This window comes from Streptomyces sp. adm13(2018) (assembly GCF_008042145.1).
GTDB lineage: Bacteria > Actinomycetota > Actinomycetes > Streptomycetales > Streptomycetaceae > Streptomyces.
The window spans coordinates 1122-14957 of record NZ_RDBH01000117.1; the positions used below are offsets into that span (position 1 = coordinate 1122).

Annotated in this window: 16 protein-coding genes and 1 pseudogene; 10 read left to right on the forward strand and 7 right to left on the reverse strand. The window is 73.9% G+C overall.

Features of this window, described 5'->3' with window-relative positions; genetic code table 11:
* The first annotated feature begins 132 nt into the window (after positions 1-132).
* Together EAO70_RS15245 and EAO70_RS15250 are read left to right on the forward strand one after the other, a co-directional pair.
* A pseudogene (locus EAO70_RS15245) lies at positions 133-1195 on the forward strand (proline racemase family protein).
* Complete coding sequence (locus EAO70_RS15250) at positions 1192-2577, forward strand: aldehyde dehydrogenase family protein (protein WP_148003532.1); 1386 nt, start codon at positions 1192-1194, stop codon at positions 2575-2577. Before EAO70_RS15245 ends, EAO70_RS15250 begins: the two are co-directional and overlap by 4 nt.
* Positions 2578-2579: 2 nt before the next feature.
* Here EAO70_RS15250 and EAO70_RS15255 read toward each other — a convergent pair whose 3' ends face one another.
* The gene (locus EAO70_RS15255) at positions 2580-3287 is read right to left on the reverse strand and encodes a TetR/AcrR family transcriptional regulator (RefSeq protein ID WP_148003533.1); all 708 of its coding nucleotides are present in this window, start codon (positions 3285-3287) and stop codon (positions 2580-2582) included.
* A gap of 216 nt (positions 3288-3503) precedes the next feature.
* Between EAO70_RS15255 and EAO70_RS15260 the strand changes: the two genes are divergently transcribed.
* A complete protein-coding gene (locus EAO70_RS15260) occupies positions 3504-4727 on the forward strand; it encodes a saccharopine dehydrogenase family protein (protein WP_148003534.1) in 1224 nt (407 codons plus the stop codon).
* Between the two features lie 88 nt (positions 4728-4815).
* On the opposite strand, the gene EAO70_RS15265 is transcribed toward EAO70_RS15260, so the two are convergent.
* The 5 genes from EAO70_RS15265 to EAO70_RS15280 all read right to left on the reverse strand — a co-directional run bounded on the left by EAO70_RS15265 (position 4816) and on the right by EAO70_RS15280 (position 8393).
* Positions 4816-5400 carry a snapalysin family zinc-dependent metalloprotease gene (locus EAO70_RS15265; RefSeq protein WP_148003535.1) on the reverse strand — a complete coding sequence of 195 codons (585 nt, stop codon included), beginning with the start codon at positions 5398-5400 and terminating at the stop codon, positions 4816-4818.
* Between the two features lie 286 nt (positions 5401-5686).
* On the reverse strand, positions 5687-6055 hold the full coding sequence (locus EAO70_RS15270) for a PRC-barrel domain-containing protein (protein ID WP_148003536.1): 369 nt from the start codon (positions 6053-6055) through the stop codon (positions 5687-5689).
* A gap of 185 nt (positions 6056-6240) precedes the next feature.
* Positions 6241-7431, reverse strand: a complete 1191-nt coding sequence (locus EAO70_RS15275; RefSeq protein WP_148003537.1) for a hypothetical protein — start codon at positions 7429-7431, stop codon at positions 6241-6243.
* Between the two features lie 76 nt (positions 7432-7507).
* Positions 7508-7663 (reverse strand): DUF6131 family protein, encoded by a 156-nt coding sequence (locus tag EAO70_RS37920; protein ID WP_187283895.1) that lies wholly within the window; start codon positions 7661-7663, stop codon positions 7508-7510.
* A 34-nt stretch (positions 7664-7697) separates the two neighbouring features.
* Positions 7698-8393 carry a nucleotidyltransferase family protein gene (locus EAO70_RS15280; RefSeq protein ID WP_148003538.1) on the reverse strand — a complete coding sequence of 232 codons (696 nt, stop codon included), beginning with the start codon at positions 8391-8393 and terminating at the stop codon, positions 7698-7700.
* A 208-nt stretch (positions 8394-8601) separates the two neighbouring features.
* On the opposite strand from EAO70_RS15280, the gene EAO70_RS15285 reads away from it, so the two are divergent.
* From EAO70_RS15285 to EAO70_RS15310, 6 genes are all read left to right on the forward strand, one after another.
* Positions 8602-9171, forward strand: coding sequence for an SRPBCC family protein (locus EAO70_RS15285; protein WP_148003539.1), 570 nt, complete (start codon positions 8602-8604; stop codon positions 9169-9171).
* A 123-nt stretch (positions 9172-9294) separates the two neighbouring features.
* A complete protein-coding gene (locus EAO70_RS15290; protein ID WP_148003540.1) occupies positions 9295-9999 on the forward strand; it encodes an HAD family hydrolase in 705 nt (234 codons plus the stop codon).
* Positions 9996-10247 carry a hypothetical protein gene (locus EAO70_RS15295; RefSeq protein WP_148003541.1) on the forward strand — a complete coding sequence of 84 codons (252 nt, stop codon included), beginning with the start codon at positions 9996-9998 and terminating at the stop codon, positions 10245-10247. Before EAO70_RS15290 ends, EAO70_RS15295 begins: the two co-directional genes overlap by 4 nt.
* A gap of 119 nt (positions 10248-10366) precedes the next feature.
* Entirely contained in the window at positions 10367-11101 is a 735-nt protein-coding gene (locus EAO70_RS15300; RefSeq protein ID WP_148003543.1) for a metallophosphoesterase, read from the forward strand.
* A gap of 97 nt (positions 11102-11198) precedes the next feature.
* Complete coding sequence (locus tag EAO70_RS15305) at positions 11199-11702, forward strand: hemerythrin domain-containing protein (RefSeq protein WP_261992872.1); 504 nt, start codon at positions 11199-11201, stop codon at positions 11700-11702.
* A 203-nt stretch (positions 11703-11905) separates the two neighbouring features.
* Positions 11906-12109, forward strand: a complete 204-nt coding sequence (locus EAO70_RS15310; protein WP_030213732.1) for a cold-shock protein — start codon at positions 11906-11908, stop codon at positions 12107-12109.
* Positions 12110-12238: 129 nt separating this feature from the next.
* On the opposite strand, the gene EAO70_RS15315 is transcribed toward EAO70_RS15310, so the two are convergent.
* Positions 12239-12934 carry a type 1 glutamine amidotransferase domain-containing protein gene (locus EAO70_RS15315; RefSeq protein ID WP_148003542.1) on the reverse strand — a complete coding sequence of 232 codons (696 nt, stop codon included), beginning with the start codon at positions 12932-12934 and terminating at the stop codon, positions 12239-12241.
* A 468-nt stretch (positions 12935-13402) separates the two neighbouring features.
* Between EAO70_RS15315 and EAO70_RS15320 the strand changes: the two genes are divergently transcribed.
* Complete coding sequence (locus tag EAO70_RS15320; RefSeq protein ID WP_261992873.1) at positions 13403-13771, forward strand: SAV_915 family protein; 369 nt, start codon at positions 13403-13405, stop codon at positions 13769-13771.
* Positions 13772-13836 lie beyond the last annotated feature (65 nt).

Sequence of the window (13836 nt, forward strand, 5' to 3'; positions counted from 1 at the left end):
CGACCGCCGTACGCACCGCCACCGAGAAGGCCGTCGCCGACGGCCACCGCTGACGCCGCCACCGCGGGACCCCACCGGTCGCCGGGGAGACCCGGCCGCCGCCCGTCCCGACCGCCCACCGAGAGGAACCCCGTGCGTACGCGTCACGTCTTCCACGCAGTCGACTCCCACACCGAGGGCATGCCCACCCGGGTCGTCACCGGCGGCGTCGGAGTGATACCCGGCGCCACCATGGCCGAGCGCAGGCTCCACTTCATCGAGCACCTCGACCACCTGAGGACGCTCCTCATGTACGAGCCGCGCGGACACGCGGCGATGAGCGGCGCGATCCTCCAGCCGCCCACCCGGCCCGACGCCGACTACGGCGTGCTCTACATCGAGGTCTCGGGCCTCCTGCCGATGTGCGGACACGGCACCATCGGCGTCGCCACCGTCCTCGTCGAGACCGGCATGGTCCCCGTCGTCGAACCGGTCACCACCGTCCGCCTGGACACCCCCGCCGGGCTCGTCTCCGTCGACGTACGGGTCGAGGACGGCGCTGCCACGTCCGCCACCTTCACCAACGTGCCCGCCTTCAGCGTCGGCCTGGACCGCACGGTCGACGTCCCCGGCCACGGCAAGATCACCTACGACCTCGCCTTCGGCGGCAACTTCTACGCCTTCGTCCCCCTCGACGACCTCGGCCTGCCCTTCGACCGCGACCGCAAGGACGACCTGCTCGACGCCGGACTCGCGATCATGGACGCGATCAACGCCTCCCCGGACCGCACCGGCAGGCGCGCCCCCGGAGGCCCGGACTCGACGAGTCCGGGCCTCCGCCGTGGGCGGACGCCCTCCCACCCACCCCGAGATCGCCGGGCTCAAGCACGTCTACCTGACCGCGCCCGGCTCCGACGCCACCCACTCGCGGCACGCCATGGCCATCCACCCCGGCTGGTTCGACCGCTCCCCGTGCGGAACCGGCACCAGCGCGCGCATGGCCCAGCTCCACGCCCGCGGCGAACTCCCGCTCGACCGCGACTTCGTCAACGAGTCCTTCATCGGCACCCGGTTCACCGGCCGGCTCACCGGCGCCACGGAGGTCGGCGGCCTGCCCGCCGTCGTCCCGACCGTCACCGGCCGCGCCTGGATCACCGGCACCGCGCAGTACTTCCTCGACCCGGACGACCCCTTCCCCGGAGGCTTCCTCCTGTGAGCACCGACAGGTCCACCCTCGAATCCCGCAACCCGGCCGACCCCGCCGACGTCCTCCTGCGCCTGCCGGCGCCGGGCGCGTTCGCCGTCGCCGACGCCGTCGAACGGGCCCGGGCCGCCCAGCCGGGCTGGCTGCGCGCGGGCGCCGCCGCCCGCTCGGCCGCGCTCGGCGCCGTCGCCACCGCGCTGGAGGCCGCGGCCGACGAACTCGCCGCCCTCGCCGTGCGCGAGGTCGGCAAGCCCCTCGCCGAGGCCCGTGCCGAGGTCGCGCGCACGACCGCCGTCTGGCGCTACTACGCCCAGGCGCCCTTCGAACCCACCGGCTCCGTCCACGACACCGCGTCCGGCCCCGGGCTCCTGATCCACCGGCGCCGCCCGCACGGTGTCGCCGGGCTCGTGACCCCCTGGAACTTCCCCTTCGCCATCCCGAGTTGGAAGGCCGCGCCGGCCCTCGCGGTCGGCAACACGGTCGTCCTCAAACCGGCGCCCGAAGCCACCGCGTGCGCCCGGCGCCTCGCCGAGATCGTCGAGAAGGCCCTGCCGGAGCGGGTGTTCACCGTGCTGCCCGGCGGCCCCACCGAGGGCCACGCCCTGGTCTCCACGGCCGACGTCGTCTCCTTCACCGGCTCCACCCCCGTCGGACGGGCCGTCGTCCGGGAGGCGACGGTCCGCGGGGTCCCCGTGCAGGCCGAGTTGGGCGGTCTGAACGCGGCGATCGTCCTGCCCGACGCGGACATCGGCCGGGCCGCGGCCCACATCGCCGCCGCCGTCGCCGGGTTCGCCGGCCAGAAGTGCACCGCCACCAGCCGGATCGTCGCGGTCGGCGCCGCGCTCGACCCCCTGCGCGAGGCCCTCTCCGAGGCCTTCCGCGCGATCCGCACCGGTGACCCGGCGGACCCGGGGACCGTCTGCGGACCGCTCGTCCACGAGGCCGCGCGGGACCGGGTGGTCCGCGCCTGGCAGGGACTCTCCGCCCTCGCCGGCGCCACCGTGCCCGACGCCCCCGGCTGGTACGCGGCCCCGACCCTGGTCGAGAAGGTCCCCCCGGGTCACCGACTGCTCGACGAGGAGGTGTTCGGGCCCGTCGCCGCGCTGCTCCCCGCCGACGACCTCGCCCACGCGGTGCGGATCACCAACTCCGTGCCGTACGGCCTCGTCACCTCGGTCCACACGGCCGACCTCGACGCGGCCCTGTACGGACTGGACCTCGTCGACACGGGCATGATCCGGATCAACGCCCCCACCACGGGCGTCGACTTCCACCTGCCGTTCGGCGGGGCCAAACAGTCCGGCCACGGCCCGCGCGAACAGGGCAAGGCGGCCCTCGCGTTCTACACGTCCTCCCGTACGTACACGCTGGCGCCCGCGGGCGATGCGATGTGACGTCAGGCCTCCGCCCGCGCGAGCTGCCCTGCCGTGTGGTCGAGCAGCATCTCCAGGACCGCCGGGTAGGCGCTGTGCGGCATGCTCCGGGCGAGAAGCCCCGCCGTGGCCGCGATGTGGGGGTGCGAGGCGGCCGGCAGCCGCGCGTACGTCGACCGCCACATCGCCTCGTCCTCCGCGCGCGCCTCGTCGGTCAGGGCCAGTGAGCCCGCGTCCAGGGCCGCGAAGGCGAGGCTCTGGTCGATGAACGCGTGGTACGTGCGGACCGCCGCCGGATCGGACAGGCCCGCACCCCGCAGGATGCCGAGGACCGCCTCGTCCACCGCGATCTCGCGCGGCCGGCCGCTCACCCGGCTGGCGGTGAGCACCGCCGCCTGCGGATGGGCGAGGTAGGAGGCGTGCAGGGCCAGCCCGAGGGCCCGCAGGTCGGCCCGCCAGTCCCCGGTCTCCGCCCAGCCGTCGAGCGCCCGCCCCATCAGCTCGTCGCCGATGGCCCGGGTCAGGTCGTCCATCCCGGCGAAGTACCGGTAGAGGGTGCTGGGGTCGGCCCCGACCGCCGTCCCCAGACGGCGGGCCGTCAACCCGGCGCCCCCGTGCTCCCGCAGCACCCGCAGGGCCGCCCGTACGTAGATCTCCTCCGACAGCACGGCGCCGCCGTGCGTGGGCCGCCGCCGACGGCGCGACCCCTCCGGAACCACCTGCTTCGCCACGCCCGCTCCCTCGCCTCCGCCGCCGGACGGGCCCTCCACCCGTACGGCGGTCGCGCGCCGCCCGTACGCGGGCCCAGGGTCGCCCGCACGCGGGTCGCGGGCCGCGACACGAACCGCGGCGCGCCTTATGCCAACGCCATTGACCTTAACCTGTCCCCTCCCGTTGCATCAGCCCTGCCCGGAGGCGTCCGCCTCCCGCAAGGAAGGTTGAATGACGTGCGCGTACTTCTCGTCGGCGCGGGCGGCGTCGGCACCGCCGCCACCCGCATCGCGGCCCGCAGGGACTTCCTCGGCCACATGGTGGTCGCCGACTACGACCTCGCCCGCGCCGAAGCCGCCGTCGCCGCCCTGGGCGGGCGCGGCGACCGCTTCAGCGCGCTCCGCCTGGACGCCTCCGACCAGGAGGCGGTGCGCCGGGCGCTCGCCGAGCACGACTGCGACGTGCTGCTCAACGCCACCGACCCCAGGTTCGTGATGCCGCTCTTCCGGGCCGCCCTGGAGGCCGGCACCCACTACCTGGACATGGCCATGTCTCTGTCAGCGCCGCATCCGGACCGCCCGTACGAGGAGTGCGGCGTGAAGCTCGGCGACGAGCAGTTCGAGCTCGCGGGGCGCTGGGAGGAGAGCGGCAGGCTGGCCCTGGTGGGCATGGGCGTCGAGCCGGGTCTCTCCGACGTGTTCGCCCGCTACGCCGCCGACGAACTCTTCGACGAGATCGAGGAGATCGGCATCCGCGACGGCGCGAACCTGACCGTCGAGGGCTACGACTTCGCCCCGTCCTTCAGCATCTGGACCACCATCGAGGAGTGTCTCAACCCGCCCGTGGTCTACGAGCGGGAGCGGGGCTGGTTCACCACCGCCCCGTTCAGCGAGCCCGAGGTGTTCGACTTCCCCGAGGGTATCGGGCCGGTGGAGTGCGTGAACGTCGAGCACGAGGAGGTGCTGCTGGTCCCGCGCTGGGTCGACGCGCGCCGCGTGACCTTCAAGTACGGACTCGGCGACGACTTCATCGCCAAGCTCAAGACCCTCCACGAGCTGGGCCTCGACTCCACCGCCGCGGTGACGGTGCCCGGCGCGGACGGGCCGGTGCGGGTCTCCCCGCGCGACGTCGTCGCGGCCTGCCTCCCCGACCCCGCGACGCTGGGCGAGCGGATGACCGGCAAGACCTGCGCCGGCACCTGGGTCAAGGGCACGAAGGACGGCGCGCCGCGCGAGACGTACCTCTACCACGTGGTCGACAACCAGTGGTCGATGAAGGAGTACGGCTCCCAGGCCGTCGTCTGGCAGACGGCCGTCAACCCCGTCGTCGCCCTGGAGCTCCTGGCCACCGGCGCCTGGACCGGACGGGGCGTCCTCGGCCCGGAGGCCCTTCCGGCGCGCCCCTTCCTCGATCTCCTCACCGCTTACGGGTCCCCGTGGGGGCAGCGCGAGGACGTCTAGAGGACGTCTATGAGGCGGCGCACGGCGGGGGAGGAGTACGGGGGCGGTGGACCGGCCGGTCCACCGCCCCCGTACCACGGGGCGCGGCTTACGGGGCGTCGACCAGGACGCGGCCGTCGGTCGCGACGTGCGCTGCCACTCCGTTGGCGTAGAAGGACTCCACCCGGGCCTGCTCGGTCGCGTTGGGAACGGCGTTCCGGCAGGCCGTACCGGCGCTCGACCCCGACATCAACTGTGTGCACGGGCCGGGCTTGGTGTCCGGGAGGCCCAGACTGTGGCCGAGCTCATGGGCGGCGATGCGGGTCTTGTCGTACCCCTGGGTCACCGCCTGGCTGCCGAGTTCGACCCGGACCTGCCGGCCCGGACGGACGGGCCCCAGCTGGGCCTGCGGCCAACCGGTGGTCGCCACGATCACTATCTCCGCCCGGGTGCCCGGTGCGGCCTCGACCAGCCTGACGTTGTCGACGTTGGCGTTCCAGGAGGCGACGCCCGCGGCGATGGCGGCCTCCCAGCCGCCGGCCCGGCTGTCGTCGTAGCGCAGTGTCACCACGGCGGCCGCGGCCGCCGGTTCGGTCGTGGGGGCGGGTGCGGCATTCGCCGTCGTGGCCGTCGCCGTGGCCAGGACGACCGCGACGGAGGCGGTGGCCGTCCTCAGCCAGGTGTAGAGCGACATGCTGCTCCTTCACTCGTGGGGGACCCGGTCCCGGCGGGACCGGGAGTGCGGGAGGAGGGCGTGGGTGACGGCCGACCCGGGGAGGTCGGCCCCGCCCGTCCTCCGGGGCTCTCCGACGGTAAGCTCCCACGACCCCATCCGTCATGTACCTGTCAGGCCAACTTCGTTCGGTCCGGTCGGCGTTGGGAGGGCGTCCGCCCACGGCGGAGGCCCGGACTCGTCGAGTCCGGGCCTCCGGGGGCGCGCCTGCCGGTGCGGTCCGGATGTGCGCGGGCGAACGCCGCTCTCAGACCAGGCGGTTGCCGAACGGGCCACCCATCACGTAGTACGTGCCCAACTGGCTGCGGTAGTCGGCGTCGTGCAGATGCAGGTCGCGCTGGAACTCGGGAGCGTCCTTGATCTGCTCCTTCGTCCCGTCGACGTAGACCTTCCGCTCCTCCGGGTCGATCCGGACCACGGTGCCGGCCGGGAGGAGGACCTCCTTGCCGAAGATCCAGACGCCGGTGTCCACGACCAGATAGGCGTCGTCGACCTCGTCGGAGTGCTTGTCCACCTTCCCGATGCTGCCGTCGGTCGCCTCGACCTTGTAGCCCGTCAGATCGGTACCGGACAGATGGCCCGCGGTGGACTTGTAGCTCCACACGTTCTCGGTCACGTGCAATCAACTCCTCCGGTAGGCGGGGGACGGCGACCGCTGCGGCCCGCCGCCCTCCCTTCTCCGTACGCGGCGGGTGGTCGGCCCGCCTGGACTCCGCCTGCCCCGGCCCGGGCGACCCATGCCGCGGCCCGCCGCCCCGGATCCATCCGGCGGCCGGGCCGCTCGCGGTGACGAGGGCGGGGCTACGAGGGGCGCGGCACCGGCGCCTCCGCCGTGCGTGCCGCCGGCAGCGTGATGCCCTGCTCCTGGGCGGCCGGGCCGGGGCGCAGGGTCCAGGGAACGGTGCCGGTACCGGTGAGCCAGCCGTCCCGCATCAGCTGCTCGACGACGAGGCCGCGGACCTCGCGGCTCACCTTCCAGTCCATCCCCCTGCTCAGCTGCCGGAAGGAGGGGCCGTGCCCGTGCCGGGCGCGGAAGTCCACGGTGAACGCGGCGGCCCGGGGGCCCGGCTCGGGGTGCGCCTCCTGCCACTGCCGGTGGCGGAGCCGGGTGGACGAGGTCGGGGGACCGGCCTGGGCGCACGTCGTGAAGGCCTGGGCGATCGCGGGGGCGGCGAACGCGCACAGGGCGCAGTCCTCGACGCTCCGGACGTGCCGGCGGAGTGCGGGGCTGGCCTCGTCCTTCCACGCCGACCAGGCGTCCGCGTCGAACCGGAACTTCGTCGTCCGCGCGGCCGCGGAGCCGTCTCCCGGGGCCGTATCGTCCTCGGCGGGCACGCGCACCCCCGCCAGATGGCCCACCCGCGGGTCGAGGCGATAGGCGTCGCCGGAGAGTTCAGCGAGGAAGCCCTTTTCCACGAGTGCCGGAAGCGCGGAAAGGCACGCGGCGGGCAGGTCCGCGGGAAGGGGTTCGAGCCGTTCGGCGGTGCCGTGCGCGGCGAGGAACAGGGCCGCGAGCCGCGCGGCCGGGGGCAGCTTCTTCAGTGGCTTCGCCGACATGGTCCTCGCCGTCCATCCCGACACACGGGACCGGCTCTCCCGCCCCAGGGGCAGGGGGTGATCGCCCTCCGTGGGCGGGGTGGACAGTTCGGGAACGGTCACGGAGGTCGGCGGAGCCGCGGGATCGCTGTCGAAGATGGAGTCCGCGATCTGCCATCCGAGGCCCCGCAGGGCGGTGACGGTCTCGTGCGGGTCACTCAGCCGGAGGGCGTTCAGATCCATTCCGGTGACGTTGCCGACCCCGCCCRGCGSGGCCCGGATCGTCACCATGACGGCGAAGAGCCGGGCCTCGGGTCCGGGGAGGGGCAGCGAGGCGACGTGACCCAGGAGTCTGCGGGCCGCCCGCCCCCGTTCCGCCGTGAGGAGGAAGGGGACGGGCGGGGGCTCGCCGACCGCGGCGACGGACTGGGGGGCGTGGGCTGCTGACGTCTGCACGCCACGCCCAACGGCTGTGCGGGTCCGGGGTTACTCTCGGGCGCCCATCGGCCGGGCGCGCCCCCGCCGGACAAGGTCACCAGTAGTGACGCCGGCCTCCCACGGCGTGTCCGAGGGCTCCGAGGATCCACAGGACGGCGCCGATCGCGACCAGGATGATTCCGATGGTCCACAGAATCGAGATGCCGGCGGCGAATCCGATGATGAGGAGGATGACTCCGAGAAGGATCATGGTGTGCCTCGCTCTCTGGCTCGTTGTCTCGCGGTTAGCCGTTTTTCGGCTGCGTAAACACCGCTTCCGATGGATCGGACGGGGCGGAGGGCCCCACCGGGGCGTCCTCGCGGCGCGGCAGGACGTCCAGGAGTTCGAGCAGGTACAGAAAGGCGGCTGCCATGGGCGCGCCGTCCGTCTCCTCGCGTACGCGTGCCCAGGCGACGCGCTCGCGCAGCCCCCGGGCCACGGGCAGCAGGGGGCCGAAGTCGCAGTGGTGCTCGGACAGGGCGAGGAGCCGGGAGACCATCAGGTCGGTCGGGTCCAGCACCGGCATGTGGACCGAGTCCACGGGAAGGGTCGCGGCCCGGGCGAGGAGTTCGCTGGTCACCGGCCGGCCCGCGAGGGAGAAGATCAGGTCGATGTGCTCGCCTCCCGAGCGCGCCTTCACCAGCCAGTCCTCGGGAGGGTCGACGATCCGCACGCCGTTCTCGAGCAGGGCCGCGGTGACGGCGTCGGCGTCCTCCCGGCGGACCGCGAAGTCGGTGTCGTGCTGAAGCCGCACCGGGATGCCGTGCGCGTACACGGCGACGCTGCCGACCAGTGCGAAGGGGAGACCCGAAGCCTTCAGGACGGCTCCGACCTGCTTCGTCGTCTCCAGGATCGCCTGGGTGTGGTCCTCGGGGAGCGCGGCCGTCCGCTCGCCCGCTCCCCCCTCCCCCTGAGAGGCCCGGCCTTCCGCGAGGTTCATTTCCGCTCCCGTCGTCACGCCTGCGTCGACACCGCGCGCTTTCCCGGATCGACCGACTCCAATCCTGGGCGACACGGCGGCGGCCCGCCGCCCCGCCGCGCGCACCGTCGTCCGGAGCGCCCGCGCGCGGGCACGCATGAGGGGTGTGTCGCCGGGTAGCCGCGGGGGTGGACCGCGGCACCTCGCGACGCGTGGAGGAGGAAGGATCATGAGCACGGTGGAGCAGACGATCGATGTGGACGTTCCCCTCCGGGCCGCGTACGACCAGTGGACCCGGTTCGAGGACTTCCCCACGTTCATGGAGGGCGTCGAGGAGGTCCGGCGGACCGACGACCGGCACTTCCACTGGCGGACCAAGGTCGCCGGGGTGCGCCGCGAGTTCGACACCGAGGTCGTCGACCGGCTTCCCGACGAACGCGTCGCGTGGCGCACGGTCGCCGGTGACGTCCGGCAGCACGGCGTCGTCAGCTTCCAGCCGCTCGACGAGACGCACACCCGTGTCCGGCTCGCCATGCAGGTCGAGCCGCACGGCATGGCGGAGAAGGCGGCCCAGGTGATGGGCGTGCTCGACCGCCAGGTCAGGGGGGACCTGAAGCGGTTCAAGGGACACGTCGAGGAGCATGCCCACACGACCGGCGGCGGGAGCGGACCGGCCCGTCCCGGTGGTGCCGCGTCCGAGGACGCGCCGACGGCAGGGGGCGACACTCCGGTGCGCCCGACCCCGCAGGAGGCGAAGGACTCGTGGCCGCTGCCGCCCCCGCACGACGACCGTCTGTGAAGAGTCTCCCCCCCGATCACGGCCCGTGAGGAGAGGTCCGCCCGTGCCGCGGACCGCGCCCCCGGAGCGGTGCGGCGGGGGCGCGCAGACCACGACCGCCGACCGCCCCAAGGAGCCGCAGACATGAACCGCGCCGCGCTGTTCGACGTCGACGGAACCCTCGTCGACTCCAACGCCCTGCACGTCGTCGCCTGGTGGGAGGGACTGAGACAGGGCGGCCACGACGTCCCGACGCACGCCGTCCACCGGGCCATCGGACTGCCCGGGGCGAAGCTCCTCGACCACCTGCTCGGCGGCGACCGGGACCGGTCGGAGGACGAGCGCCTCAGCGCCGCCCACGACGCTCTGTACGGCGCGTGGTTCGAAAGGCTCCGGGCCTTCGAGGGCGCGGGGGACCTGCTGCGGACCCTCGCGAGGAGTGGCTGGCAGGTGGTCCTGGTGACCTCGGCCAAGGACCGCGAACTACAGGCCCTGCGCGCGGCATTGGACGCGGACGACGCGATCGTGGCCACGGCCACCTCCGACGACGTGGCGGAGGGCAAGCCCGCGCCGGACCCGGTCGAGCACGCGCTCTCGCTGGTCGGCGCGGCGGCGGAGCGGTCCGTGTTCGTCGGGGACAGCGTCTGGGACATGAAGGCCGCCCGGCACGCGAGCGTCGTCCCCGTCGGACTGCTGTGCGGCGGCATTCCCCGCGCGGACCTGGGAGAGGCGGGCGCCGCCGCCGTGTACGACGACGCAGCCGACCTCCTCCGCCACCTCGGCACGGCGCCTTTCGCGACCGTCGGGGCCGGAGCGGTCGCACCGACCGGAAACGGAGACACCGCATGAGCGGCGAGGAGTACGAGTACCGGGTCGCCCGTTTCAGGGAGCGGCTCACGCGCGGCGAGGTGGCCGAGCTCGGCGTCCGCATCGAGGTGCGCGGGGAGATCCTCCTCCTGACGGGCACCCTCCCGACGGCCGACCGCCGCGAGGAGATCCTCCGCATCGCGGAGGCCGAACTGACCGGCATCCCGTTCCACGAGGCCCTCGTGGTCGCCGGCGCGGAGCCCCCCGACCACCACGAGGAGCTGCGGTGAGCCCCGTCGGCGAGCCGGTGAGCCCCGGCGGGCCGGGGGCGCCCGGCCCGGGCGCCGGCCCGGCATCCGGCGAAGGGCACGAGAAGACCCACGGGCGGCAGGACGGCCCCGTCGTCCGGGTGGCGGCCGTCGGCGACATCCACCTGGGCGAGGAGTCCGGCGGCCTGCTGCGGCCCTCCTTCGCGACCCTGCCGCTCTGCGCCGACGTCCTCCTGCTCGCGGGCGACCTCACCCGGCACGGCACCGTCGCGGAGGCGGAGGTCGTCGCGGCGGAGGTACGGGACCTGGGCGTCCCGGTCGTCGCGGTCCTCGGGAACCACGACCACCACGCGGACCAGGAGGAGGAGGTCGCCCGCGTCCTCACCGGGGCGGGCGTCAGCGTCCTGGAGGGAGGGAGCGTGACCCTCCCGGTCGACGGGGGCACGGTGGGGATCGCCGGAGCGAAGGGATTCTGCGGCGGCTTCGCGGGCCGCAGCGCGGGGGAGTTCGGCGAACCCGTGATGAAGGAGTTCGTCCGGACCGCGCGCCGCGCCGCCGAAGGCCTGCACGGCGCCCTCGCGGAGCTGGCCGCGGACGGGTGCGGGGCCAGGATCGCCCTCACCCACTACGCGCCGGTCCCCGACACGCTCGTGGGAGAACCGGTGGAGATCCACGCCTTCCTGGGCAGCTACCTCCTGGCGGAGGCCATCGACGCGTGCGGCGCCGACCTGGCGGTCCACGGACACGCCCACCTGGGCACGGAGCACGGCCTGACGGCCGGCGGTGTCCGCGTCCGCAACGTCGCCCAGCCCGTGATCGGCCGCGCGTTCGCCCTCTACCACCTGCCCCTGACCCGGACGGGTGGGCGCGATTGACCCGCACGGCCGGGGGTAGCCGCCGGATCGAGGGCCCCCGGCCATGATGGCTTCGCCGGGAGGGGTGCCGGAATCGCCGAGGATCGAGGAGAACGACGTGAGCCACGGAAGCAAGGAAGCCCAGGATGTCGTCGCGGCCATCCTCGCGGACCACCGCACGATGGAGGACCTGTTCCGCCGCATGCGGAGCGTGGAGGCCGACCGTGCCGCCGCCCTGGAGGAGTTCTCCGCCCTGCTCGTGGCGCACGGCGAAGCCGAGGAGAACAAGGTGTACGGAGCGCTCAAGCGGTTCCGCGACATCGACGACGACGAGGTGGAGCACGGTTCGGAGGAGCACGCCGAGGGCAACGAGGCCCTCCTCGCCCTCCTTGAGGTCGACGAGGTCGGCTCCGAAACGTGGGACGAGAAGCTGGAGGACCTCGTAGAAGCGGTCACCCACCACCTCGACGAGGAGGAGCGCACGATCCTGAACGGCGCCCGGGAGAACGTCCCCGACGAGCGGCGGGCCGAACTGGCCGGCGCCTTCCTGGAGGAGCGCGCCCGCCAACTCGCCTCGGGATGCGGCGACATCGAGAACGTACGCAAGATCGTCAACCGCTGAGCCGAGGCCGGGCCGACCGGCGAGATGGTCGCTACCCGGGCGAAACGCCCTCCGCGGGCCCCCGGCCGCCCCTTCGGATGTAACAAGATCGGATCGGTGGGTGTAGGCGGCGATGTGTCGGGGGAGGACCCGAGTGGCGCCCGTGGAAGGGCGTCGCGACGGCCCCACCCCGGACCGTCGCCGGACTGACCAGAAGGACGAGCATGGCCAGCGGCACCGTGAAGTGGTTCAACTCCGAGAAGGGCTTCGGCTTCATCGCCCAGGACGGCGGCGGACCGGACGTCTTCGCCCACTACTCCAACATCTCGGGCAACGGCTACCGCGAGCTGACCGAGGGCGAAGCCGTGACCTTCGACATCACCCAGGGCCAGAAGGGCCCGCAGGCGGAGAACATCGTCCGGGGCTGACCCTGACCTGTCCGCCTGACGGCGACCCCTGCCGACGGCGCCCGCACCCCGTGCGGGCGCCGTCGCGGTGCGTCGGCACCCCCACACCCGCCGCCCGCCGGGCCGTGACGGTCCGTACGGGCGGTCGAATCAGCCCAGTTCCTTCAGGACCCGGTCCGCGAGCGGGGCCGAGGAGGCCGGGTTCTGGCCGGTGACGAGGTTGCGGTCGACGACCACCTTCGGCGCCCACGGCTCGCCGGCCTGGACCTCGACGCCCGCCTCACCGAGCCGGGTCTCCAGCAGCCACTTCGCCTTGTCGGCGAAGCCGGACTGCGTCTCCTCGTCGTTGGTGAACGCGGCCACCTGGTAGCCGGCGAAGGCGTTGGTGCCGTCGTCCCTGACGGCGGCGAGCAGCGCGGCCGGGCCGTGGCAGACGATGGCCAGCGGCTTGCCGGAGTCCAGGGCGTCGACCAGCAGCCGGCCCGAGGTGGCGTCGACCGCGAGGTCCTCCATCGGGCCGTGTCCGCCCGGATAGAAGACGGCCGCGTAGTCGGCCAGGTCCACGTCCTCCAGACGGACCGGGTGCCGGAGCGCGGTGAACGAGTCGAGGACGGCGGTGACCTTGTCGGCGCCGTCCTGGCCGCCGTTGACCTCCGGGGCGAGGCTGCTCCGGTCGACGGTCGGGACGACGCCGCCGGGGGTGGCGACGACGACCTCGTACCCGGCGTCCGTGAACGCCCGGTACGGCGCCGCCGCCTCCTCGGCCCAGAAGCCCGTCGGGTGCTTGGTCCCGTCGGCCAGGGTCCAGACGTCGGTACCGGTCAGGACGAAGAGGATCTGGGGCATGAGGGTTCTCCCGGGAGGCTGTGGGCCGGGTTCCGGCCGAGGATCGGTGGTCCGGCGCCGCGCGGGCGCCGGTATGGCGATGTCTTCGAACGTAGCCGCGTCCGAAAGACCTTTCCCTGCGCATTCCCATGACTGCCATGGGAAATCCGATCGCGGGAGGGGAATGCGGAAGCCCTCGTGACCTGCGAAAAAGGCTCCGGGCTGTCCCGGTCCGGCGCCCCGCCGGCGCCCCTCCGCGGGCGGCGCGCCGATGGGCGGGAGGAGTGAAGCGCCGGGGCAAGCCCCGCCCCGCGCTGCCGGGAGGGAGCACGTGGGCACGCGGGCGCGTCAGCGGGGTGTATGCAAACGGTCCCCGCGCGTCAGGGGGGCGTCAGGACGGCCCCCGGCGTGGTGATCACCGGGCATAGCGTCGGAGACACCCCGGCGCGACCGCGTCGGAGACCCGTTCTCGCCCTTCGGGAGGAACCCATGGCAGACGCCCTGTACGGAGACGATCCCGAGCCCGGGGAACCCTTCCCGGCCGGACGCCTCTGCGTGCCCGTCCGGCCGGGCGCCCACGGCTGCGTGACCCGCCTGTTCCGGACGCCGGTCGGCGGCAGGACCGCCGTCGCGTTCACCGACCCGGCGCGGCTGCGGGCCGTCCTGGGAGCGGACCAGCCCTGGATCCGGCTCGCGGAGCCCGCGCTGCGGGCGCTGGTGGCACCCCTGGACGTACGCGACCTGCGGATCGACCCGCTGCTCACGGCCCCGAGGGCCGCCGCCACCGCCGTAGCCCTGCCGCAACCCCAGCGACAGCCGCATCCACAGCCGCTGCCCTTGACCGCGCTCGCGAGCTGACGGGAGATCCGGACATGACCACACTCGACACCCGGCCCCGCGCCGCGACCGGCCCCGCCCCCGGC

Bases quoted from the DNA above. Each gene is read 5' to 3' on its own strand.
- EAO70_RS15265 (WP_148003535.1), bottom strand. From the start codon at position 5,400: ATGTCGCTCTACACCTGGCTGAGGACGGCCACCGCCTCCGTCGCGGTC.
- EAO70_RS37920 (WP_187283895.1), bottom strand. From the start codon at position 7,663: ATGATCCTTCTCGGAGTCATCCTCCTCATCATCGGATTCGCCGCCGGC.
- EAO70_RS15280 (WP_148003538.1), bottom strand. From the start codon at position 8,393: ATGAACCTCGCGGAAGGCCGGGCCTCTCAGGGGGAGGGGGGAGCGGGC.
- EAO70_RS15285 (WP_148003539.1), top strand. From the start codon at position 8,602: ATGAGCACGGTGGAGCAGACGATCGATGTGGACGTTCCCCTCCGGGCC.
- EAO70_RS15290 (WP_148003540.1), top strand. From the start codon at position 9,295: ATGAACCGCGCCGCGCTGTTCGACGTCGACGGAACCCTCGTCGACTCC.
- EAO70_RS15295 (WP_148003541.1), top strand. From the start codon at position 9,996: ATGAGCGGCGAGGAGTACGAGTACCGGGTCGCCCGTTTCAGGGAGCGG.
- EAO70_RS15310 (WP_030213732.1), top strand. From the start codon at position 11,906: ATGGCCAGCGGCACCGTGAAGTGGTTCAACTCCGAGAAGGGCTTCGGC.
- EAO70_RS15315 (WP_148003542.1), bottom strand. From the start codon at position 12,934: ATGCCCCAGATCCTCTTCGTCCTGACCGGTACCGACGTCTGGACCCTG.
- EAO70_RS15320 (WP_261992873.1), top strand. From the start codon at position 13,403: ATGGCAGACGCCCTGTACGGAGACGATCCCGAGCCCGGGGAACCCTTC.